The sequence below is a fragment of the Blautia sp. RTP21359st1_E11_RTP21359_211015 genome, from assembly GCF_040910705.1.
Classification (GTDB): domain Bacteria; phylum Bacillota; class Clostridia; order Lachnospirales; family Lachnospiraceae; genus Blautia_A; species Blautia_A fusiformis.
This window is the reverse complement of sequence record NZ_JBDGAB010000007.1, coordinates 25743-48668: the sequence shown is the minus strand read 5'-3', so window position 1 is coordinate 48668 and position 22926 is coordinate 25743. Positions and strand designations below refer to the sequence as shown.

Sequence of the window (22926 nt, the reverse complement as noted above, 5' to 3'; positions counted from 1 at the left end):
AATCTCCCTCCCATTTTTCATTAAACCTGTCAATATTATTTTTCAAAAAAACTGCTCTTATTTCCTGCAGCGTCCAAGTCTGCCTTTAAAATCTTCATACCCAAAATCAGTAAGACGTTCCATGGTTTTATCGCCATGTCTCAGCCATATATCAGGCAAAGGCATTCCATTAAAGGTATTGTTCTTGCAGGTTGTATAAATGGCCATATCACCAAACATGAGGATATCTCCGTACTTCAACGGCTCTGAAAAGCTGTAATCTCCTATGATATCTCCTGACAGGCAGGTTGGTCCTCCGAGCCGGATTGTGACTGCATTTTCTCCCGGTTCATCTGCTCCAAGAAGAGGAGGACGATAAGGCATTTCCAGAACATCCGGCATATGACAGGCAGCACTTCCATCCAAAATTGCAAGCCGGGTATCACCATTTTGCAGCACATCCAGAACAGTTGTCAAAAAGAATCCTGCATTTAAGGCCCATGCCTCTCCGGGCTCCAGATAAACATCTACCTTCCATTCTTCCTTTGCTGCTCTAATGCACTTCTCAAGCCGTGCAATATCATAGCCTGGTCTTGTAATATGATGTCCACCTCCCAGGTTCAGCCATTTCATCTGAGAAATCAGATCTCCGAATTTCGTCTTTACTGCTGTAAGAGTAGTTTCCAGATCAGAAGAGTCCTGCTCACAAAGGGTGTGAAAATGAATACCATCCAATAATCTGATCAGCTCCGGATGCTTTCTCACAGCAGTCTCCCACTGTGCTCTTGTGGTACCCATGCGGCTGCCTGGGGCACAGGGATCATAAATAGCATGTCCCTCCTGGGTGGAGCATTCCGGATTGATCCGAAGCCCTGCACTTTTCCCGGCCTCCTTCACTCTTTTTCCAAAGCGAAGAAGCTGAGAAGGAGAGTTAAACACTATATGATCTGCAAAGCTAAGCAGCTCCTCAAATTCATCCTCACGATATCCGGCGCAAAATACATGTACCTCTTTTCCGGGCATCTCCTGGGCACCAAGCCTGGCTTCGTACAGTCCGCTTGCTTCTGTTCCTGTCAAATATGGTTCCAAAAGATGATAGCAGTCATAATTACTGAAAGCCTTCTGTGCCAGGAGCATTTTGCAGCCTGTTCTTTTGGCAATATTCCCCATTAATTCTGCATTTTTTATAAGCGCCGCTTCGTCGAGAACATAACAAGGTGTTTTGATCTTCCGCAGCTCCGGCGGAATAATTCCGCCGGACGCTGCAAAGGGTGGTCTTGTATCTGTTCTTTCCATTAATCCACCAGCTCCGGATCATGATTTTCGCTGCGTGGAAGTCCATATTTGTCAAGTGCTTCCAGGAACGGATCCGGGTCAAATTCTTCTACTGTGTACACTCCCGGGCGGATCCATTTTCCGGTAAGCATCATTAATGCTCCGCACATAGCCGGAACGCCTGTCGTATAGCTGATTGCCTGACTTCCAACCTCTTTATAACATTCCTGGTGGTCACAAACATTATAAATATAATAGGTTTTCTCTTTTCCATCCTTTACCCCGGTGAAAATGCAGCCAATATTAGTTTTTCCCTTAGTACGTGGACCCAGGCTGGCCGGATCCGGGAGAAGAGCCTTCAAAAACTGGATAGGAACGATTTCCTGTCCATTATAGTTGATCGGAGTAGTAGAAAGCATTCCTACATCCTCCAGACAGCGCATGTGATCCAGATAGCTCTGTCCGAAGGTCATAAAGAAACGGATTCTCTTTACACCCGGAATTGTCTGGGCAAGGGACTCGATCTCCTCGTGATGCAGAAGATACATATCTTTATCGCCGACCTGATCAAAATCATATTCCCGCTTGATCGCCATCGGAGGAATTTCCACCCAGTGTCCATTCTCCCAGTAGCTTCCGGGCGCACTTACCTCACGAAGATTGATTTCCGGATTAAAGTTGGTTGCAAATGCATATCCGTGGTCTCCTCCATTGCAGTCCAGAATATCAATGGTATCGATCTGGTCAAACTCATGCTTTAATGCATATGCACAATATGCCTGGGTAACACCCGGGTCAAAGCCGCAGCCAAGAAGTGCTGTAAGTCCTGCCTCTTCAAATTTCTTCCGGTATGCCCACTGCCAGGAATAATCAAAATATGCGGAAAATCCCGCTTCCTTGCAGCGTTTTTCGTAAATAGCACGCCATTTGGGATCATCCGTATCCTCCGGCTCATAGTTTGCCGTATCCATATAGTTTACACCACATGCCAGACATGCATCCATGATGGTCAGATCCTGATACGGAAGCGCAATGTTCATTACCAGATCCGGTTTGTAACTATTGATCAGCTGGATCAGCTGGTTTACATCATCCGCATCCACCTTTGCGGTGGTAATAACTGTTTTTGTTTTTCCTTCCAGTTTCCGGGCAAGTGCATCACATTTTTCTTTTGTCCTGCTTGCTATACACAGTTCTGTAAATACAGTATCTGCCTGACAACACTTCTGAATTGCTACACTGGCTACTCCGCCGCAGCCGATTACAAGTACTCTGCTCATGTTTTTTGTCTCCTTTTTTATACTCAATTTTCGTAACTGTTTTTATTTTGCCACCGCCAGCAGCAGTTCCCTGACCACCTTACATGCTGTAGCTGTGGAAACACCGCTTGGGTCCAGCATAGGTGCCAGCTCATTGACATCTGCTCCCACAATATTTAATTCTGATACCTTCCGGATAGCAGCGAGCAATTCAAGGAAGCTTACGCCTCCTGCCTCCGGTGTACCGGTTCCCGGAAATACAGATGGATCCAGACAGTCCAGATCAATGGTAAAATATACCGGAACCTGCTTCCTGGCCAATTCCTGTACGGTTTCTTCCAGGCATTCAAAGGTAAAGGGATGAAAATCTGTATGCTCTTTTGCAAACCGGAATTCTTCTCTCTCCCCGCTTCGGATACAAAACTGATGTATCCTCCCATCTCCCAGAATATCATAGCATCTGCGGATAACACACGCATGACTTAAATGGGCACCAAGATAATCGTCTCTTAAATCTGCGTGCGCATCAAAATGAATAATATGAAGTCCCGGATATCTCCTGGCGGCAGCTCTCACAGCAGCCAGCGTCACCAGATGCTCTCCCCCCAGAAGCAGCGGCATTTTTCCCTCTTTCAGGATTTCCTCTGCACGATCCTGTATATCAGCAAGCGCCTTTTCACTGCTGCCGAAGCAAAGCTCCAGATCTCCACTGTCAAATACCCGGATATCCATAAGGTCACGATCCTGATACGGGCTGTAGGTTTCCAGTCCAAAGCTTTCATGACGAATGGCAGAAGGACCGAACCTGGCTCCCGGACGAAAGCTTGTGGTCGAATCAAAGGGAGCTCCGTAAAGAACAATTTCTGCTTCCTCAAAGCTGCTGTCACAACCGATAAAATTTTCAATATTTGGTAAGATCATAAATCAGCCCTCCACCTCCTGAAGCATTTCCTCCAGAAAAGCCGGAAGATAAAATGCACCTTTGTGAAGCCTTGTAGTATAGTAACGGGTGCGAAGATTCAGTGAATTCCATGCCTTCGAATCCAGGTCATCCACAGGATGATATTTTTTACTTGCAAAGCCAAACAGCCAGTAGCCGGCAGCAAAGGTAGGAATATGAGCCTGGTAAACACGGCTGATCTGGAAAGTACTGGCAATTCTTTTGTGACTGCGCTGCATGGCATGCGCATCCTCGGAATAAAAAGGACTTCCCTGCTGATTAACCATAATTCCATCCGCCTTCAGCGCATTATAGCAGTTTCCGTAAAATTCACGGGTAAATAATCCCTCCGATGGGCCAAAGGGATCCGAGGAATCTACAATAATAAGATCATATTTATTTTCGCAGCGGCGTATATATTTCAACGCATTTTCATAATGAAGGTGCACTCTCCTGTCATCCAGCCTGCAGGCATTTCCCGGAAGATATGCGCGACAGGCTTCTACTACCATAGGATCCATCTCTACCAGATCAATATGGCTGACACGGTCATACCTGGTCAGTTCACGTACAACTCCGCCATCTCCTGCTCCGATCACAAGAATATCTTTAGCTTCTTTGTGAATAGCCATAGGTACATGAGTGATCATTTCGTCATAAATAAATTCGTCACGCTCTGTGAGCATTACATTACCGTCCAGTGTGAGCACCCTGCCAAATTCCGGTGTCTCAAAAATATCAATTCTCTGATAGTCACTCTGCTTTGAATAAAGCTGACGGTTTACCCGGATACTATGCTTCACATCCGGTGTATGAAATTCCGAAAACCACATTTCCATTTTCTTTACCTCCCTGCCAGTACGTTTAAACGCAATATATCCGGATCTTCAGGGCCTGTCATATTGCATCCTTTTGCCTTGGCATATTCAATATAATCCAGGATTTCCGGAGTGATTCGTTCCCCCGGAGCCAAAATCGGGATTCCCGGAGGATAACACATTACAAACTCGCTGCATACCTTGCCTTCGGTTTCTCTGAGAGGAAGGCTGCATTTTTCTGCATAAAAAGCTTCCTGAGGACTTGTCACTACCTGAGGATCGATATATTCCTGATCCAGCAATCCTGATTTATCCTTCTGGAATCGCCTGCGGATCTCCGCAAGAGCACTTACCAGCCGCTCTATTTCCTGGGCACGATCTCCGATCGACAGATAAGCCAGAATATTTCCAATATCACCAAATTCGATCTGAATATCATATTCATCTCTCAGTATATCGTAAACCTCGATTCCTGCAAGTCCGATATCCAGGGTATGTACACTTAATTTCGTAATGTCAAAATCAAAAACCGAATCTCCATTCACCAGCTCTTTTCCAAATGCATAATAGCCGCCAATAGCATTGATCTCTTCCCTTGCATACTCTGCCATATCTGCTACCTGATGAAAAATCTGGCGTCCTCGCTGTGCAAGATTCCGGCGCGAAATGTCAAGACTTGACATCAGAAGATAGCTGCCTGAAGTAGTCTGAGTCAGATTGATGATCTGACGGACATAACCGGCATGAACACCTGGTCCTGTAAGAAGAAGGCTGGACTGGGTCAGGCTTCCGCCACTTTTATGCATGGATACAGACGCCATATCTGCACCAGCTGCCATTGCCGAAACCGGCAGACCTCCGCCAAAATAAAAATGGGTTCCATGTGCCTCATCTGCCAGACACAGCATTCCTGCTTCATGAGCCATGCGTACAATTGCGCGAAGATCACTGCAGATTCCATAATAGGTGGGATTGTTCACCAGCACAGCCACCGCATTTGGGTGCTCCTTAATTGCCTTTGCCACCTGTTCACGTCGCATTCCAAGAGAAATTCCAAGTCTCTGATCCACCTCCGGATTCACATAGACCGGGATTGCTCCGCACAGAACCAGCGCATTCAGCACACTTCTGTGGACATTTCGGGGAAGAATGATCTCATCTCCCCTCTTACAGGCAGTTAGCACCATAGTCTGTACTGAGCTTGTAGTTCCTCCAACCATAAGAAATGCATGAGCTGCTCCAAAGGCATCTGCTGCCAGCTCTTCCGCCTCCCGGATCACGGATACAGGATGACAGAGATTATCAAGCGGCTTCATGCTGTTTACATCCACACCTACACATTTTTGTCCCAGAAATTCAGTAAGCTCCGGATTTCCTCTTCCTCTTTTATGTCCCGGCACATCGAAAGGTACTACTCTCATACGCAGGAATTTTTCAAGAGCTTCATGAATTGGAGCATGATTCTGGTCCAGTTTAAAACGACTTCTGTTCATTGCTTCTCCATTTCCAGTTCCTTTATCCGCACAAAAAAAGCAGGCCGATACAAAACCGTAAACCTGCTTAGATCATTCTTCCTGATTTTATTTTCATCGCATATAAATATGAGAATCCCCATATTTACATGAGATCAGAATCCGGATGATATATGTCAGAGTCTATATAGCAATCATACTTTTACTACTCTTATTGACCGTTTCACAAGTCTGCGCAACAGGCGCATGACGGTTATCAAAGGAACCAACTTATAAAATTTGAGCTTCTAACTCAATCAATAAGGCAACCAAAGTTACCATCAGCGGCAGTGGACCCGGCTGTCCGTATGGCCTTGACCCCAAAATGGAGTGGTCCAAAATAATTGCTTTGAAAAGACTCTTTCTTGTCCTTCAAAATCTTCATAAGCATAGCATATCTGAAAATTCATGTCAACTATCAAAATCGTTTAAATACTTATAGTATGAACCATTTATAATAATGTCAGAAGGATATTCTTTTCTTGAATCCCTCATATTTTCATGCTAATATGTATAATTAGGTCAAAAACTACAAAATACAAAATGGAGGAAATATGAATCAAAAAAGTACATCTGCTCCCATAGCAGAAAACAAAATGGGGACCATGCCCGTAGGAAGGCTTGTACTAAACATGTCTCTGCCAATGATGATCTCCATGCTGGTGCAGGCATTGTACAATATTGTAGACAGTGTTTTCGTTGCCATGCTTTCCGAAAATGCTCTGACGGCAGTTTCCATGGCTTTTCCACTGCAGACACTTCTGATCGCAGTAGGTGCAGGTACCGGTGTGGGTATGAACGCACTGCTTTCCAAATCCCTTGGAGAAAAGAATTTTAAAAAAGCTGATCAGACAGCCAGCAATGCTGCTTTCCTGTATGGCTTAAGCTATCTGGTTTTCCTGATCCTTGGATTTACAGTAGTAAAACCATTTTATGCCAGCCAGGTACATAACGCAGACCCTGAGATCCTTAAATTTGGGATTGAATATCTGAGCACAGTTATGATATTCTCCTTTGGTCTGATTGGACAGTTTTTCTTTGAACGTCTGCTCACATCCACAGGAAAAACCATATTCAGCATGACTTCTCAGCTGTGCGGTGCCATCACCAACATCATCCTTGACCCGATCCTGATCTTTGGTCTGTTCGGTGCTCCGAAAATGGGTGTTACCGGAGCTGCTGTAGCTACTGTGATCGGACAGTGTGTAGCCTGCATCGTTGCCGGAATCTGCAACCATAAATTTAATCATGAAGTCCGGCTCAGCTTCAGGGGCTTCCGTCCTGACCTTAAGATCATCGGCCATATTTATGCAGTAGGTATTCCATCGATCATCATGCAGTCCATCAGTTCTATCATGACCTACTGCATGAATCTGATCCTGGTACAGTTCACAGTCACTGCAACTGCAGTATTTGGTGTTTACTTCAAATTACAGAGTTTTTTCTTCATGCCTGTATTTGGACTTAACAACGGCATTACACCGATCATTGCCTATAATTATGGTGCACGCCACAGAAAGCGTATGCTTAAAACTGTCAAAGTCAGCATGTTCATCGCATTCTGTTTTACATTCATTGGTTTTCTTGCCTTTGAATTTATTCCGAAAACACTGCTGGGGCTGTTCAGTGCTTCCGAAGATATGCTTACCATCGGAATCCCTGCACTTCGTATCATAGGAATCCACTATCTGATCGCATGGTTCTGTATCATTGCGGGAACTGTATTCCAGGCACTCGGAAAAGCTGTATTCAGTATGATCGTATCTATCATGCGTCAGCTGTTTGTCCTGGTACCTGCTGCTTATATCCTTGCTTCCATCGGCGGACTTCACGCAGTATGGTGGTCTTTCCCCATTGCGGAGATCATTTCTCTGATCGTGTCCGTAGCTTTCCTGGTTGTCATAAACAGAACGATCATTCAAAAAATTCCGGAAGCCTAAGGACATCAAAGCTTCCCATTCCAATTTATACAAAAAGAAGACAGAAGATTTCCTTTTTTCTCTTCAGGATATCTTCTGTCTTTTTTATTGTTATTTATAGATCCGGTAGCCATCCCTTCCGGAGCGTTTTACCTGATAAAGGGCAAAATCTGCTTTTTGATACAGTTCCATAAAGGTATCTCCATCCTGTGGTGCAAAAGCAATTCCTGCACTAAAAGTAAATGTATGCTCTCCCATGCCTTCCATACGGATCTCCCTGAGCTTTTCATGAAGTTTTTTTATTCTGCTCTCCATATTTTCCCGTGAACCGATATTACAGAGCAGGATCACAAACTCATCCCCGCCGATACGCCCGATCACATCCTGTTCCCGGAACTGCTCTTTAAGAAAACCTCCCAGCATTTTTAATACATTATCTCCCATGACATGTCCGTAAACATCATTCACTTCTTTAAAATGATCCATATCCAGGATCAGGAAGCCATGAAAGCCTTCCGGAGCTTTTTCTCTCAGAATAGCATCGATCACCTTCTGCGTATTCTCTCTGTTATAAACGCCTGTAAGCGCATCCTTCTGGGCAGAACGTACCAATTCCGCTTTCTCCTGATTATTTCTTACAACAATATACAGGAGCAGGAGCAGCACCAGAATACAGAAGCTTCCCATAAATAGGATTTCATAACCAGAAATGAATTCATAAGCCTGCTGTGCACTTTTTACAGGAATTGCATAACAGATCATCCAGTCATTGTATCCAAGAGGCATATATGCCAGATACCGGTCCTCTTCTTTTCTCTCTTTGAGACTAAACTTCACCAGACCACTTTCGCCAACTTTAAAATCTTCCTGAATATCCTGAAGAGCATGCTTTCCTTTGAGATTTTTTTCTCCGTAATATTTAAAAAGATTGATTCCATATGTGATCTCCGTACCAGACGCCGAACCACTGTCAAAGGCAATGATCTCTCCATCACTTGTGGCCAGAAGACTGTTTCCCGCTCCATCAAAAAGATCATTAAAAAGCATATGGCTCAGCGCTGTAACATTACAGGATCCGCCCAACACACCGATCACTTTATGGTCTTTGTATACCGGCACACCTAAAACCACCCGCACCTTATGGTCCACACTGCTTTCCAGGGGATCGCTGATGGTCTGCTCTCCACTGATAGCCTCCTGAAAATATCTGCGATGAGAAACATTCTTGGTTACTCCATTGTCGTAGTATGCATCTCCATTCTTATCAATAAGAGCAGCCCTCTCCAGGTCTGTCTTTTCATAAATAGATATCAGTTGTTCTTTATTTTCTTCTGAAAAAAGTTCTTCTGATTTTCCCATTGCAGAGGCAATCTCATTCAGATATTGATAATTAATATCCAGTATCGTCCGCAAATGTTCGCTTTGTCTCTGCACATTTATCTTCAATGTATTCTGAGAATTCACCTGTACAGCCCTCTGCACACACTCGAAAAAAATAAGAATCCCTGCTATAACCGCCAAGATAAAAACGCCGGTTGCCATAACATAATTTTTTAATTCAAAGTGATTCTTTTTCATACGTTTTCTCCTGATCTAACCTTTTTTGTCCTGCATTTTTATTTTACCATGATTTTTGTTTTTTCTCTATAACAAAAAATCTGCAGATTCCAATCATAAGATTGAAAAATGCAGATTTTTTACAACGATATCTGATTATTATGCCTTATTATGCCGCTTTCCGCGACTCACGTCCGGCTTATATTGCGGCAATAAGAACAACGTTATTTATTTTTCTTTGTGTTTACGATCAGCGGAACAATTTCTCCTTTTTTTACATCCACCAGTCCCTTATCAGTCAGCTTCAGTGCCGGGCTTACCGGTAATCCAAGTGTTGCCACTGACATGATCGGATTATTATGCACATATCCCAGATCTGTAAGGCTTTTTCTTACCGCCTTCAATGCAAGGCCATTCTCCCTGATTGATTTTTCGGATAAAAGCCCACATACCGGAAGTGCAAGTTCAGAAAGGATCCTTCCATCTTTTACTGCCAGAAATCCCCCCTGCAGTTCCCGGATCCTGTTTACAGCAAATAACATATCATCCGGAGAGCTTCCTGCCACAAAGAGATTATGATGATCATGAAAATATGTTGTTGCCACAGTTCCCTTTTTCAAGCAGGAGCCTGTAAGAAATCCATAGCCGATATTTCCGTTCTTCCCATGACGTTCCACCACCATAGCCAGAAGACATCCGCTGTTTTCCCAGCAGATCTTTCCGGCTTTCACCGGCATTTCCACCAGTTTTTCAGTAGTATGGGTACGATCCGGATTGATTTCTATCACACGAACCGTTGCATATCCTTCCTGAAAAGGAGCATTCACCTGAAAATCCTTCAGAAAAATCTCCGGAAGCTGTACACTCCGGTAAAAATCTGCCGGAAATTCATATGTGGAAGCAGACAGCGGCAACTGCGGTTCATCCTTTGCATAAATCGGAACACCATTTTTGAATACAGCTTCCGGTTTAAGAACGGACGGATCTTTAAGCAGCATAAAGTCCGCAAGTTTTCCCGGTGCGATAGCTCCTCTGTCATAAAAATGCATCCGCTGACATGGTGTATATGTGGCACAGTAGATTGCCTGTTCCATCGGAAATCCCATATCGATCGCTTTCTGTACCACTGCATTCAGCGGTCCCTGCTCATACAAAACATCTGCCATAGTATCATCTGTTACAAAGGAACAATACTCGTAGAGCTGATTCTGGCAGATATATTCCAGGATTTCCGGTTTCAGCATTTTATCCTGGATCTCAAAAAACATTCCGTTTTCGATCCGCTGCTTTACTTCCTCAAGAGTATGTTCTGTATGATCACCATTAATACCCAGATAAAGAAACTTTGCAAGATCCAGATCCAGTAATGACGGACAGTGTCCCTCGATCACATATCCCGGATGGTCTTTTTTCAGATATTCCAGAAACCGGCTGATCTCCAGATCATTTTCCCGGATGATCTGCCGGTAATTCATGATTTCGCCTACACATACCACATCTTTTTCTTCCAGCAGATGCTTCATTGCACTGCAGTCAATGATCCCGCCTGTTGTTTCCAGCTTTTCACTGGTTGACGGAACGCTGCTTGGAATCCCGTAAAAAATATCGATAGGTGCATTCTTTGCCGCAGAGATCATTTCCAGAACCCCTCGGATCCCTTTGACATTGGCCATTTCGTGAGGCTCTGAAACCACCGTCGTCACACCATTTTCTCCTGCACATTTTCCAAAAAAAGCCGGTGTGGCCATAGAACTCTCAATATGCATGTGAATATCTGTCAGTCCTGGAATCATGTATGATCCCTTTGCATCGATCACATTGTCAGTCTGAAGATCCGTATCCTGTTTTCTGTCTATGTAATAAAATTTTCCATCTTTCACCGCAACATTGGCAGATATGAATTTCTTAAGATAGGAATTAAATACCTTTGCGTTTTTGATCAGCAGATGAACCTGCTCCATACCATTTCACCATCCTTAGATAATTGAATAAAAATACAACAGACAGACTGCTACCAGTACATACATGACCGGTTCAACCTTTTTGATCTTTCCTGCTGCGATCTTCATAACGAGATAAGCCGGAAGCGCCACGCAGATACCATTTGCGATATTATTTGCAAAAATCGTAAAGGTTACACATAAAAATGCCGGAATATACTCTGTAATATCCGAATAATCAATATTTCTCATAGCACCAAGCATATTGATGCCGATATAGATCAGCACCGGACCGGTTGCCGCAGATGGGATCACAAGAGCCAGTGGTGCCAGAAACAGCGAAAGTCCGAAGAAAATGCTTGTAAAAATAACCGTAAGTCCCGTTTTTCCTCCTGCTTCTACGCCTGCAGATGACTCCAGATAAGTAGTAAGACTCGGCATTCCAAACAATGCTCCAAAGCTTGTTGCAATCGCATCTACCTTAAAGCATTTATCAATACCCGGAAGATTTCCATCCTTATCCAGATAGCCTGCCTTTGCTCCCACTCCCAGAACTGTTCCGAATGTAGAAAAGAAATCCGGTACAAACAGAGCGATCAGAAATGGAATATAAGCAAAATTCAGCGCTCCCATAAAATCAACTTTCAGGAACTGATGGCCGATACCTGCCGGAAATGCAAAAATGGATTCCGGAGCATGTGTAACACCGAAAGGAATTCCTGCCAGAGTGGTCAGCAGGATCGCAAGAATCATACCACCCGGTATATTTCGTACCTTGATCACCAGAAGGATCAGAAATCCGATCACTGCTACGATCACAGATGGAGATGCAAGATCTCCAAAGGAAAGACAGTTTTTTGCATCATTTGCCACGATCAATCCACAGTTTTTTGCACCAAGAAGTGCGATAAACAGACCAATACCGGCACTAACCGCTTGTTTCAGGCTTACCGGGATCACACGTACCACGGCTTCTCTCAGACCAAAGAATGAAATTATGATAAAAAGAACACCACTCCAGAATATCACACCTGCTGCGATCGGCATACTTACGCCTTCATTGGTAATCATAGACGCAATAATTCCAACGCTTCCAAGTCCCGGAGCCAGAGCAAACGGTCGATTGGTAACCAATGCCATTGCACAGCTGGTCACAATGATCAGAATGATCATAGCTGTCAGAGTCGTGTGTTTATCATAACCGGCGCCTGCCAGAATATTTGGGATCGTGGCAAGCACATATGCCATAGTTACAAAAGTTGTCAGTCCTGCCAGAAGTTCTGTTTTTATATTTGTATTGAACTCAGACAGTCTGAACTGTTTTTCCAGCCAGTTTTTCATTTATTTTTTCCCCCTTGATATGATGATAGGATGTATTGTAAAATATGCATATCAGGAAGTCAAATTCATATTATACATAAAAATTATACCAAAATGGAATAATTGGAGGAAAACATGAACTATCATGAACTGAAGTACATTCTCTGCATTGCCAAATATCAGAATCTTACAAAAGCCGCACAGGAGCTTTATATTTCCCAGCCAACCCTGACCAAGCATCTCCAGAAACTGGAACGAGAAATGGGGACCAAGCTGTTCAGCCGCAGCGGAAACAGCTATACACCTACCTTTGCGGGCCGCAAATATATGGAGTATACCCGAAAGATCCTGCAGATACAACAGGACTGGGAAAAAGAGCTGAAAGATCTTACAGAAAATAATGAAGGAGAACTGAACGTTGCTTTCCCACTGATGAGGAGTACCTGTATGGTTCCTCAGATCATGACCTCTTTTTTTCAAAAATATCCTAAAGTAAAGGTCAATATCCTGGAAGAGGCATATTCTATCCAGGAAAAACTTCTGCTCAATGATCAGCTTGATTTTGGCATTTTCAATGAAGTACATAAACACCCCAAGCTGGAATACGAACTGCTGAAAAAAGAAGAAATCCTTCTGATCATGCCTCCGGAGCACCCATTGGCTGCTGCCGGCAGTGTATCCACTCACGGCATATACCCGAAGCTTGATCTCTCACTTCTGGCAGAAGAGCCTTTTATCCTGCATTTTCCGGAACAGACTACCGGACAGCTTTCGCTGGAAGCATTGAAAGCTGCCCATATCAAGCCTTATGTGCCAATACAGAGCCGCAACACAGAAACCTGTGTCAAACTCTGCATGCAAGGACTTGGTATGTGTTTCACCCCGGAAACCTATGTTCAAAATATGGACCTCCCTGTAAAACCAGCCTGTTTTTCCATTGGTGAAGATGGCGTTTTCAGCACACTGACAATTGCATACCGAAGAGGTACCTATCTCCCACAGTACGCCCGGGATTTTATATGTACTGCAAGGAAGGTCCTGTAGTGTTTTGATCAACATATATTGAAGCAAAAAATCTTCTGTTCAGAGGGAATCTTTTTGTTGCATTATTCTGAATATTCCTGTATAATTAACACAATAATCAAAACTTAAGAGCGTAACGTACAAGGGCGTACAGCACATATTTCCTGTGTCTGTACGCCCTTGTGCTATTTCTGCAGTCCTGCGATATTTCGCTTTGAGAAAGGGAGGAGATTTCTATGATGAATGCAATCGGAAGTGTGATAAACCAGATCGACAGTCTGGTGTGGGGCTGGTGGATGATCATTTTACTTCTGGGCACCCATATTTTCATGACCATCCGTACCGGTGTGATCCAGCGTAAGATTGGTACCGCCATTCGCCTGTCTGTCACCAAAGATACCAATGCGGAAGGTGAAGTCAGCCAGTTTGGCGCCCTGACAACAGCCCTTGCTTCCACTATTGGAACCGGAAATATCATCGGTGTCGGTACTGCCATTGCTCTTGGTGGTCCCGGTGCAGTCCTCTGGTGCTGGCTTACCGGTGTCTTCGGAATCGCCACCAAATACAGTGAGTCTCTTATCGCTGTAAAATACCGCGTCAAAACCAAAGACGGCCGTATGCAGGGTGGTGCTATGTATGCCCTGGAGCGCGGATTAAATATGCGCTGGCTTGGTCTGATCTTTGCCTTTTTCGGTGGCTTTGCTTCCTTTGGAATCGGATGTGCTACCCAGGTCAATGCCATTGCAACGGTATGTAATGAGAACCTTCATATTTCTCCGGCAGCGATCGGCATTGCTGTGGCAGTTCTTACTGCTCTTGTTATTTTCGGCGGGATCAAATCCATCGCCAATGTATGTGAACGTCTTGTTCCGTTTATGGCATTTTTCTATGTGATCGGATGTATCATCATCCTGGGGATCAATTTCGATTTTATCATTCCCGCAGTAAAAACCATCTGCAAATTTGCTTTTACCCCTGGTGCTGCTGCAGGAGGTCTTGTAGGACGTGGTATCATGATGGCCATGCAGTATGGAATCGCAAGAGGACTTTTTTCCAATGAATCCGGTATGGGTTCTGCCCCCATCGCTGCTGCTGCCGCACAGACAAGAAATCCGGTTCGTCAGGCTCTCGTTTCCAGCACCGGTACATTCTGGGATACCGTTGTGGTATGTCTGATGACCGGTCTTGTTCTGGTAACCAGTATTATGAAAAATCCTTCGATCGACATGGGAAATATCACTGATGGCGGTGTTCTTACTACACTGGCTTTTCAGCAGATCCCGGTTCTTGGTCCTGTGATCCTTGTAGTGGGTATCATTTCCTTCGCATATTCTACAGTCCTTGGATGGGCATATTATGGCGAGCGGTGCGTGGAGTATTTCTCCGGCAAAAAGGGACTCATCCCCTATCGTGTGCTGTACATTGCGGTAGCTGCCATCTCCCCTGTTATTTCTCTGAACCTGGTATGGACCGTAGCGGATATCCTGAATGCACTGATGGCTATTCCAAACCTGATCGCAGTATTACTGCTTTCCAATGTGATCGTAAAAGAGACCAAAAAATATATCAACGATCTGGATGCACGGGATGACACACCGGTGGAAGTGATCGATAAATAAAAAAGCGATAAATATAAGCATTTTATATAACAAAGTTACAGCTCCGACTGCTTCTCATATTACAAAGCAGTCGGAGCTGTCCGTTTACAAATGTCTTCTTCACTTTTTTATAATACATCCTGCGCTTTCATCTCTTCGGACACAGTAAGATATTCTTTGCTGTTTTCCACGATACCAAGCTTCTCTTCCCAAGTAAGGTTTCGTTTGATCCTAGCCGGACTTCCCATTACCAGGGAGCCATCCGGGATCACCGTATTTTTAGTCACAAGGCTTCCGGCTCCTATGATACATTCGTTTCCGATCTTTGCACCATCCAGGATCACGGCTCCCATTCCGATCAGTGTCCGGTCTCCGATGGTACATCCATGGATCACCGCATTATGTCCCACAGTAACGTTGTTTCCGATATGGACCGGCATGTTGTGGCTCACATGAATGGTACAGTTTTCCTGGATATTTGTTTCTTCTCCGATCACTACCGGCGCATCATCTCCGCGGATCACCGCATAATATAATACACAGCTGTCACGGCCGATCGTTACATTTCCCAGGATCACAGACTGCTTTGCAATCCTGGCACCTTCTGCGATCTTTACATTTTTATAATTCATTTTTCCTCCTGAATCTGCTTTTTTCTGTACAGAACCCTGGTATATAATCTGACTATAGACTCCGTGCACAACAGCAATTTTAATGATTATACTGACTTTTTAACCCATATTATATTTCGTCCGGATCACAATATCTGTATACTGGTATTCCTTTTCCGGTGCCTTGCTGTCAAAGAGAAGCTGGAACAAAATAATCACCGGAGAATGTCCCTGTACAGCCGCATCCTGACCGATAAGGAAATTGATCGTCCCCTCTTTCAGCCATTTCAGATTTTCTTCCAGGAAATCATTGGCGATCACATGCATGGTTTTATCCTTTCCAAGCTTCTGCAAGGTCTGGCAGACACCCTTTACACCATGACCCGTAATATAGATCCCGGTCAGCTCCGGATAAAGCTCCAGAAGTTCTTCCACGATCTTGGATGCCACCCATTCGTCATCATAAGAATACCTTATATCCACGATCTCGATTCCCGGAAAGCTTTCTTTAATCTCTGTCGTGAATCCTTTCTGCCTGCTGATCAGACCAGGATTGGCAACCTGTCCGGAAATTATGGCAACCTGCCCGTTTCCGCCTGTCATCTCCCACATCAGGCCTGCTGCCGTACGACCGGCCTGAAAGGTATCCTGTCCCACAAAGCATAACCTTTTTGTATCTTCCAGATCTGCATTAAAGGTAACTATCGGAATTCCATACTCTTCCTGATACTGATCGATCCTCGCTCTCAAAAGCTGATCCTCTGATGGAGTCAGCGCGATTCCATTAAACCCCTTTTCCCGGAGTTCTTCCATTGCAGCCATTACTTTTTCCGGTTCCACGCCTTCAATCTCATAGATCTTTACTGTTCCGCCAAAGCTCTCCACTTCTTCTTTTGCTTCCAGGACTCCCTTTAAAACCTGCTGCATAAAAGGAGTCTCCATATACTGAAGGATCACACCGATACGGATTTTCCTCTTTGCCATGGCAAGGGCACGACCGGCACGGCTGGGCTGATATCCCATCTCCCGGGCGATCCTTTTGATCCTTTCTTCTACTTCCGGGCGGATACGGCCTCTGTTGTTCAGTGCCCTGTCCACAGTGCCTCTTGAAACTCCTGCTGCTTCCGCAATCTGTTGTAATGTTACTGCCATATTTTACCCTCCAAAACCTCTCCTGTGCGCTTTGTGTTCACGCGCACGCTCTTTTATCTCATTATACACATTTACACTTTCTCAGGCAATCCCTGATTTCATTATTTTTATAATTTTCCTTTACGATCAGACAGGCCCGGCATAAACAGGTGCATTCCTTCAGCCAAAAATGCTTCCGAAAAAAATCTCCGGAAGCATTTTTATCATTGCAAAACAGATCCCTTTGTCAGTCCAGAAGCTCCTGTACCATCTCGGGGGTAAAGGTTACAGCCTTCACATGATCTACCTCGATCTGATACAGGGCATTGGCCGCAATATGCTCCGCAGCCTGCTCCAGATCACGGATTCCTGTGGTATCTTCAAATTTCTTAATTACTGCGTCCAGCGCCTCATCCGTTACGATACATTCTTCCTGTTTCAGGCTCATGCGTTTCAGAACCTTGGGAAGCGCAAATCGGGAAAAGATGATCTTCTTTTCCTCCGGTGTGTAATCCGGAATATCGATCACTGCAAAACGTGACATCAAAGGTGCGCTGATCTGTGCCTTATCATTGGCTGTGGCAATAGGATAGACACCAACTGTCGGAACCATACATTCCATATAGTTATCTGTAAAACCAAGGTTATCCAGCAGTGTCAAAAGCACGTCTGCCGGATTTCCGTTTCCTTTACCTGATGCAGCCTTGTCAAGCTCATTGATGATAAATACCAGATTGGATTCTCCTGCCATGGAAAAAGCCTCCATGATGATTCCAGGCTTGGCATTTGCATAAACACGAGAGCTTCCTGTAAGCTGTTCCGGATCATTGATCGAACTCATATCCAGGGTTGTCCACGGCATTTTCAGGATTCTTGCAACTGCATAAGCGATCTGAGATTTACCGGTACCTGCCGGTCCTACAAGAAGCAGTCCGTAAGCAGGAAGTGTATGAGTACGGTTGATCTGAATGATCGTCTCAATGATCCTCTGTTTTACACGCTCCATTCCATAAAGCTCCTCATCCAGGATACGACGTGCTTCCTTCGGATCAATAGACTCAAAATAATTATGCTTCCACTGAATATTCATCATGATGGAAAGTGCTCTCTGGGCATGGCGTCTTTCCTCCTGAGAAACCTCATGAGAACGGGCAACTGCCAGATTTCTTCTTGCCCAGAGACGGATATTATCCGGCATAGTCTTTCCGGCACAGTTCATAAAGTCGGTGATACTCTGAATACTGGTAAGCTTCATATCGTCACCGTCTTCTTCCTCCTCATCGTTCTCATTTTCTTCTGCCGGCGCACTGCTTGCAAACAGACGCTCGATCATAAACTGAAGAAATCCGTCCTCAGCAGAAAGCTTGGTGCCTCCGCCAAAAGCGATCTCGCGGATTTTGTAAACAGCATATCCTTCTTCTGTATTCTGTCCTGAAAGACGGATGTTGATATGATTTTCTCCGAGCCATTTGATCAGGCTTGTAAAACGGGAATCGATCTTCAGGATGTCTGCCGGAAAAACACCGTCCTCTTCCTTAAACTCAAATGCAGTCTGCTTCGCAGGATTGGAAAAATATCCGCAAGAATGATGTTTCCACTCTCTTTTGCTGTTATCCAGAATCAGCACCGGTTTCTCCGGTGTGGCTTTTGTTTCATTGGAACGAAACGTTGTATATGTGCACTGGCTTTTTGTCTCTTTTTTATCTGCCGGTGCTGCGCTGAAATCAAAAACTGGCATATTTTTTACTCCTCTTTCTCTGAAAAATATCTTCATTCAGTTTATCATGGATTGGAAATCTCAACAACTGCTGATATGGTTTTTTATGCATTTTTTATTCATTTTTTGTATTCGTCATTTTCCCGTAAGTTGTTTAAACAGTTCCACAGTTTGCTGATTGACACTGCCTGTAAACTATGTTATCGTGCAATCATGTCTGCTTTCATTTTTTACAAAAGCTGACACAGTTACCATGTATGTGATCTACTGTTTTTCACGTCATTGTAATTGTATTTTTTTGGAGGAGGAAATGAGAAATCAACTTTCACAGCGGGATGATTTTTATCCACAGATCGTTAAGCTTGTCATCCCCATCATCATTCAAAATCTGCTAAGTGCAGCGGTCAATTCCGCCGATGTTATCATGCTGAACTTTGTAGGTCAGTCATCCATCTCCGCAGTATCCCTGGCAGCGAATTATTCCAATGTCCTGTTTATGGTTTATTACGGTCTTGGTACGGGAGCCACCCTGCTTTGTGCCCAGTATTATGGAAAGGGAGATTACAAAGCCATTCAGATCATCGAGGGAATCGCTCTTCGTTTTTCCATGATCATCTCTGTTCTCGTGGCACTCGTTGCATTTACCATGCCACAGATGATGATGAAACTGTTCACCAACGATCCGGAGCTTCTGGCCATTGGTTCTTCCTATATCCGCATTATGGGTATCACCTATATCTGCTGGGGTATGACGGAGGTTTATCTGGCTGTTCTTCGAAGCATTGGACGGGTGACTACCAGCATGGCGATGAATATGCTGGCCTTTGGACTAAATATTCTTTTGAATGCGACTTTTATCTTCGGATTGTTCGGAGCACCCAAGCTTGGTGCTACCGGTGTGGCTATTGCTACTGCACTTTCCAGAATGATCGAGCTGATCGCCTGTTTTATTGTTTCTGCTTTCAGCAAAAATGTCCGACTGGATCTCCGATGTATGTTCACAAAAAACAAACTGCTGTTCAGTGATTTCGTGCGGCTTTCCCTGCCGGCTCTTGGCAATGATATTTCCTGGAGTATTGGTTTTTCCATGTACTCTGTGATCCTGGGGCATCTTGGTACGGATGCGGTTGCTGCCAATTCTCTGGTTGTAGTAGTCCGTAATATCGGCTCTGTTTTCTGTTTCGGTATTGCCAGTGCAGGAGGTATCCTTCTAGGCAATGTTATGGGGCAGGGCGATCTGGAACGTTCCAGGCGTTATGCTTCCAAAACACTGAAGCTTACTGTTATTGCAGGTTTTTTGGGCGGACTTATCGTTCTTGCCATCACACCGTTCGTAATGAGATTTGCGTCCCTGACACCCACTGCCATGCATTATCTGAAATATATGCTTCTGATCAACAGCTACTATATTATGGGGTCTGCCGTAAATACAACCCTGATCGCCGGTGTGTTCCGGGCAGGTGGTGATACAAAGTTTGGTCTGATCTGTGATACCATTGATATGTGGGTATATGCAGTACCCCTTGGATTCTTCGCTGCTTTTGTACTGAAGCTGCCGGTTATGTGGGTGTATTTTCTGCTCTGTACGGATGAATTTGTGAAGTGGCCATGGGTGATCAAAAGGTATCTCAGTGGGAAGTGGGCTAAGAATATTACCCGTGAGAATATATTTGAAAATAAATAGAATACAGAAACATTTTAGACGGCTGGAATCTGCGTTATTTTTCAAAAATTCGCTGTTTGAGCGAAGAAAGTTTTGGACTTTTGGAAAATAACTTTAGCAGGTTCCAGCCGTTCGTTACTCAACTACCGCTGCAGTCCTTCTATCACCATCTCTGTCAGACGCACAACACTTCCCTGCACCTCCCGGATCTCTTTCTCCGAAATACCATCCTTATGAAATCCCCCGGTGCAAACCACTCTCTTTCCCAGCTCTTTCGAAACCTTCTCCGCCATCCACCGGCAGATCACCTCGTCCTTATGTCCCGGAAAATTCAAAACTGAAGAAGTCGCACTCACAGAACCATCCCCTGTCAGAGACACTCTCGGTTCCGTCTGCACCACACATCCCAGATGAGGTCTCTCTCCGCCTTTCAGACAGATAAGCACATCCTCTCCGATAAATGCAGCACTGACCTCCAGCTCACAGCCTGCAGTCTCCACACACTCTTTTATAATCCATTCCATCTGCGATACTCCTTTGCTTCGATCCCAAACGGTTCCAAAAGCTTTGCCGCAATATGATACACCATATCATCAATGCTTTCCGGTTTATGATAAAACGTCAGCATCGGCGGAATGATCCGCACTCCCGGAAGCATGGAAAGCTCATAAAGATTTCGGAGATGAATCCCGCTTAACGGTGTTTCTCTGGCTGCCAGCACCAGTATTCTCTGTTCCTTGACCGTCACATCTGCCGCACGCAGAATAAGATTATCTGCATAGCCACTGTGGATCCCCGCGATCGTCTTCATGCTGCAGGGCACGATCAGCATCCCCTCTGTTTTGAAAGAACCACTGGCCGGTTTTGCCCCAATTTCTCCCGGTGCACATACATGATCTGCCAATCGTTTCACATCCTCCGGTTCCAGCTCCGTCTCCTGGCGAAGAGTCATCTCTGCACTGGAACTCATGATCAGATAAGACTCAAAATCCGGATTCTCCCGGATGATCTCCAGACATTTTACAAGGAGCGGCAGGCCGCTTGCACCTGTCGCACCAACTATAATTCTCTTTTTCATTTTTTCAGCCATTTCTCCGGATCCAGTTCCATAAAACGGGCTCTGTGAAAATCTTCCTTCAGATCATAAGACACCGTACAGTCAAAAATAGTCTTGCATGCAATTCCATGATCACGGATACTTGGAGAAAATGCAGGATCATTGGACGGATCAAGAGGATGACAACGGACACCCGGAATGGTGATCACATCCACATCCCCCTGGAATCTCGTATTCATCGCCCAAAGTACATCATTCATATCAAAGCAGTCCACATCTTCATCTACCAGAAATACATTTTTCAGCTCACTAAAGGCGGAAAATGCAAGAAGTGCAGCCTGACGCTGTCTTCCCTCATCACTTTGAGAAAGCTTTTTAAACTGAAGGACAGCCATATACTTTCCACCTCCGGCACTGCTGCAGTATACGTTCTGAAGCCTTCCAGGCATTGCTTTTTCCACCATGCCATAGATGCTGGCCTCTGTAGGGATTCCCGCCATGGATACGTGCTCCTCACTTGGCCCGATACAGGTCTGCATGATCGGATTTTCACGATGTGTCACTGCTGTAACCTTGATCAGCCAGCACTGATCACTTGCAGGCCCTGTATATCCCGGAAACTCCGGCATGGCGTATCCGGTATTGCTGTTCTGATCTTCCTTTACACGCACACCCGGGATCACTTCTCCCTCGATCACGTATTCCGCATTGGCGATGGCACGCTCGTTAACGGTTAAACATTTACAGAGTTCCACCGGCTCTTTGCGCAGTGCACCGGCTACAGACAGCTCATCATACCCCAGTGGTGTTGTAGGCGGCTCAAAACAGGAACCGATCTCAATAGCAGGATCAACTCCGATACTGATAGAAATCGGCAGCCTTTGTCCCAGCTCCTCAGCACGCTCTGCCATTGCTCCGATATGTCTGGCACCAGGTGTAAAGAAAATGGAAAGCTCATCTTTTCCCTGAATGCAGAGACGGTGAATGGTCACATCGTGAACTCCAGTATCCGGGTGTGTGGCGTAGCACATGCCAAGTGTGATATACGGGCCCGCATCATCCGGTGTGTTCGTTGGCGCAGGAACCAGCTTATAGAGGTCAAAATCCGGATCTGCTGCCTTATGCACCACCTGCTGACACGGTGCATCGCCTTCAAGATCGACCGGTGGAATTGGATTCTCCACGCTTTTGCAGAGCATCTTTCCAAGATTTTCCGGCTGAGTGTCAAGTAAAGCAGCAACTCTTTTTCTGCTTGCCAGAAGACCGATAGCTACCCTTGCATCCGGGTGTCCTTTTATACGACTAAAGATCATGGCAGGTCCTTCCTTTGTGGGACGCTTCACCGTTCCACCGGCTCCTACATAACGATATACCCCTGCAAGCTCTGCCATCGGATCAACTTCCACCTCTGTTTCGATCAGCTGATCTGGCATCTGCTCCAGAAGTGCCAGAGCACTTCTCAGATCTCTTACTTTTTCTGCCATAAAAAACCTCCTGCGTTATCTTTATATTACTGTTCACTCCGTTCTCAGTAACATCTTTATTTTCTTATGTTATTTTATCTCTTTTTTACATGGTGAATCAATTCTTTCTATGATATAATTGTTT

Annotated in this window: 18 protein-coding genes; 4 read left to right on the top strand and 14 right to left on the bottom strand. The window is 44.8% G+C overall.

All coding sequences use genetic code 11. From position 1 onward, the window contains the following. Positions 1-57 precede the first annotated feature (57 nt). Genes AB5026_RS04040 through AB5026_RS04020 form a run of 5 tightly spaced genes read right to left on the bottom strand, consistent with a single transcriptional unit; the run spans position 58 to position 5764 of the window. Positions 58-1275, bottom strand: coding sequence for a carboxynorspermidine decarboxylase (locus tag AB5026_RS04040; protein WP_022426347.1), 1218 nt, complete (start codon positions 1273-1275; stop codon positions 58-60). Continuing rightward, a complete protein-coding gene (locus AB5026_RS04035; protein WP_022426348.1) occupies positions 1275-2534 on the bottom strand; it encodes a saccharopine dehydrogenase family protein in 1260 nt (419 codons plus the stop codon). The genes AB5026_RS04040 and AB5026_RS04035 overlap by 1 nt, the downstream gene beginning before the upstream one ends. Positions 2535-2576: 42 nt before the next feature. Next, positions 2577-3434, bottom strand: a complete 858-nt coding sequence (gene speB / locus AB5026_RS04030) for an agmatinase (protein WP_022426349.1) — start codon at positions 3432-3434, stop codon at positions 2577-2579. Positions 3435-3437: 3 nt separating this feature from the next. After that, complete coding sequence (gene speE / locus AB5026_RS04025; RefSeq protein ID WP_022426350.1) at positions 3438-4292, bottom strand: polyamine aminopropyltransferase; 855 nt, start codon at positions 4290-4292, stop codon at positions 3438-3440. 5 nt (positions 4293-4297) lie between these two features. Then, positions 4298-5764, bottom strand: coding sequence for an aminotransferase class I/II-fold pyridoxal phosphate-dependent enzyme (locus AB5026_RS04020; protein ID WP_015524484.1), 1467 nt, complete (start codon positions 5762-5764; stop codon positions 4298-4300). Between the two features lie 572 nt (positions 5765-6336). On the opposite strand from AB5026_RS04020, the gene AB5026_RS04015 reads away from it, so the two are divergent. Further along, positions 6337-7722: an MATE family efflux transporter gene (locus AB5026_RS04015; protein ID WP_368212779.1), complete on the top strand. Its 1386-nt coding sequence runs from the start codon at positions 6337-6339 to the stop codon at positions 7720-7722. A 90-nt stretch (positions 7723-7812) separates the two neighbouring features. Here the strand turns inward: AB5026_RS04015 and AB5026_RS04010 are convergent, their stop codons facing one another. From AB5026_RS04010 to AB5026_RS04000, 3 genes are all read right to left on the bottom strand, one after another. After that, positions 7813-9279 (bottom strand): sensor domain-containing diguanylate cyclase, encoded by a 1467-nt coding sequence (locus AB5026_RS04010; protein ID WP_015524482.1) that lies wholly within the window; start codon positions 9277-9279, stop codon positions 7813-7815. 203 nt (positions 9280-9482) lie between these two features. Beyond that, positions 9483-11219 (bottom strand): adenine deaminase C-terminal domain-containing protein, encoded by a 1737-nt coding sequence (locus AB5026_RS04005; RefSeq protein ID WP_022426353.1) that lies wholly within the window; start codon positions 11217-11219, stop codon positions 9483-9485. Between the two features lie 15 nt (positions 11220-11234). Then, complete coding sequence (locus AB5026_RS04000; protein WP_021650670.1) at positions 11235-12539, bottom strand: NCS2 family permease; 1305 nt, start codon at positions 12537-12539, stop codon at positions 11235-11237. A gap of 114 nt (positions 12540-12653) precedes the next feature. On the opposite strand from AB5026_RS04000, the gene AB5026_RS03995 reads away from it, so the two are divergent. Both AB5026_RS03995 and AB5026_RS03990 read left to right on the top strand, forming a co-directional pair. Then, entirely contained in the window at positions 12654-13562 is a 909-nt protein-coding gene (locus tag AB5026_RS03995; protein WP_022426354.1) for a LysR family transcriptional regulator, read from the top strand. 215 nt (positions 13563-13777) lie between these two features. After that, complete coding sequence (locus AB5026_RS03990; RefSeq protein ID WP_021650672.1) at positions 13778-15160, top strand: sodium:alanine symporter family protein; 1383 nt, start codon at positions 13778-13780, stop codon at positions 15158-15160. A gap of 107 nt (positions 15161-15267) precedes the next feature. Here the strand turns inward: AB5026_RS03990 and AB5026_RS03985 are convergent, their stop codons facing one another. The 3 genes from AB5026_RS03985 to AB5026_RS03975 all read right to left on the bottom strand — a co-directional run bounded on the left by AB5026_RS03985 (position 15268) and on the right by AB5026_RS03975 (position 18619). Next, a complete protein-coding gene (locus AB5026_RS03985; RefSeq protein WP_022426355.1) occupies positions 15268-15771 on the bottom strand; it encodes a gamma carbonic anhydrase family protein in 504 nt (167 codons plus the stop codon). Between the two features lie 99 nt (positions 15772-15870). Beyond that, complete coding sequence (locus AB5026_RS03980) at positions 15871-16902, bottom strand: LacI family DNA-binding transcriptional regulator (RefSeq protein ID WP_022426356.1); 1032 nt, start codon at positions 16900-16902, stop codon at positions 15871-15873. 226 nt (positions 16903-17128) lie between these two features. After that, a complete protein-coding gene (locus AB5026_RS03975; protein WP_015524474.1) occupies positions 17129-18619 on the bottom strand; it encodes an AAA family ATPase in 1491 nt (496 codons plus the stop codon). A gap of 289 nt (positions 18620-18908) precedes the next feature. On the opposite strand from AB5026_RS03975, the gene AB5026_RS03970 reads away from it, so the two are divergent. Beyond that, positions 18909-20282: an MATE family efflux transporter gene (locus tag AB5026_RS03970; RefSeq protein ID WP_022426357.1), complete on the top strand. Its 1374-nt coding sequence runs from the start codon at positions 18909-18911 to the stop codon at positions 20280-20282. 122 nt (positions 20283-20404) lie between these two features. On the opposite strand, the gene AB5026_RS03965 is transcribed toward AB5026_RS03970, so the two are convergent. The 3 genes from AB5026_RS03965 to AB5026_RS03955 are packed head-to-tail and all read right to left on the bottom strand — an operon-like array spanning position 20405 to position 22802. Continuing rightward, positions 20405-20785 carry a hypothetical protein gene (locus AB5026_RS03965; RefSeq protein ID WP_015524472.1) on the bottom strand — a complete coding sequence of 127 codons (381 nt, stop codon included), beginning with the start codon at positions 20783-20785 and terminating at the stop codon, positions 20405-20407. Further along, a complete protein-coding gene (locus tag AB5026_RS03960) occupies positions 20770-21339 on the bottom strand; it encodes a UbiX family flavin prenyltransferase (protein WP_192926453.1) in 570 nt (189 codons plus the stop codon). Before AB5026_RS03960 ends, AB5026_RS03965 begins: the two co-directional genes overlap by 16 nt. Next, positions 21336-22802 carry a UbiD family decarboxylase gene (locus AB5026_RS03955; protein WP_022426359.1) on the bottom strand — a complete coding sequence of 489 codons (1467 nt, stop codon included), beginning with the start codon at positions 22800-22802 and terminating at the stop codon, positions 21336-21338. Before AB5026_RS03955 ends, AB5026_RS03960 begins: the two co-directional genes overlap by 4 nt. Positions 22803-22926: the final 124 nt, after the last annotated feature.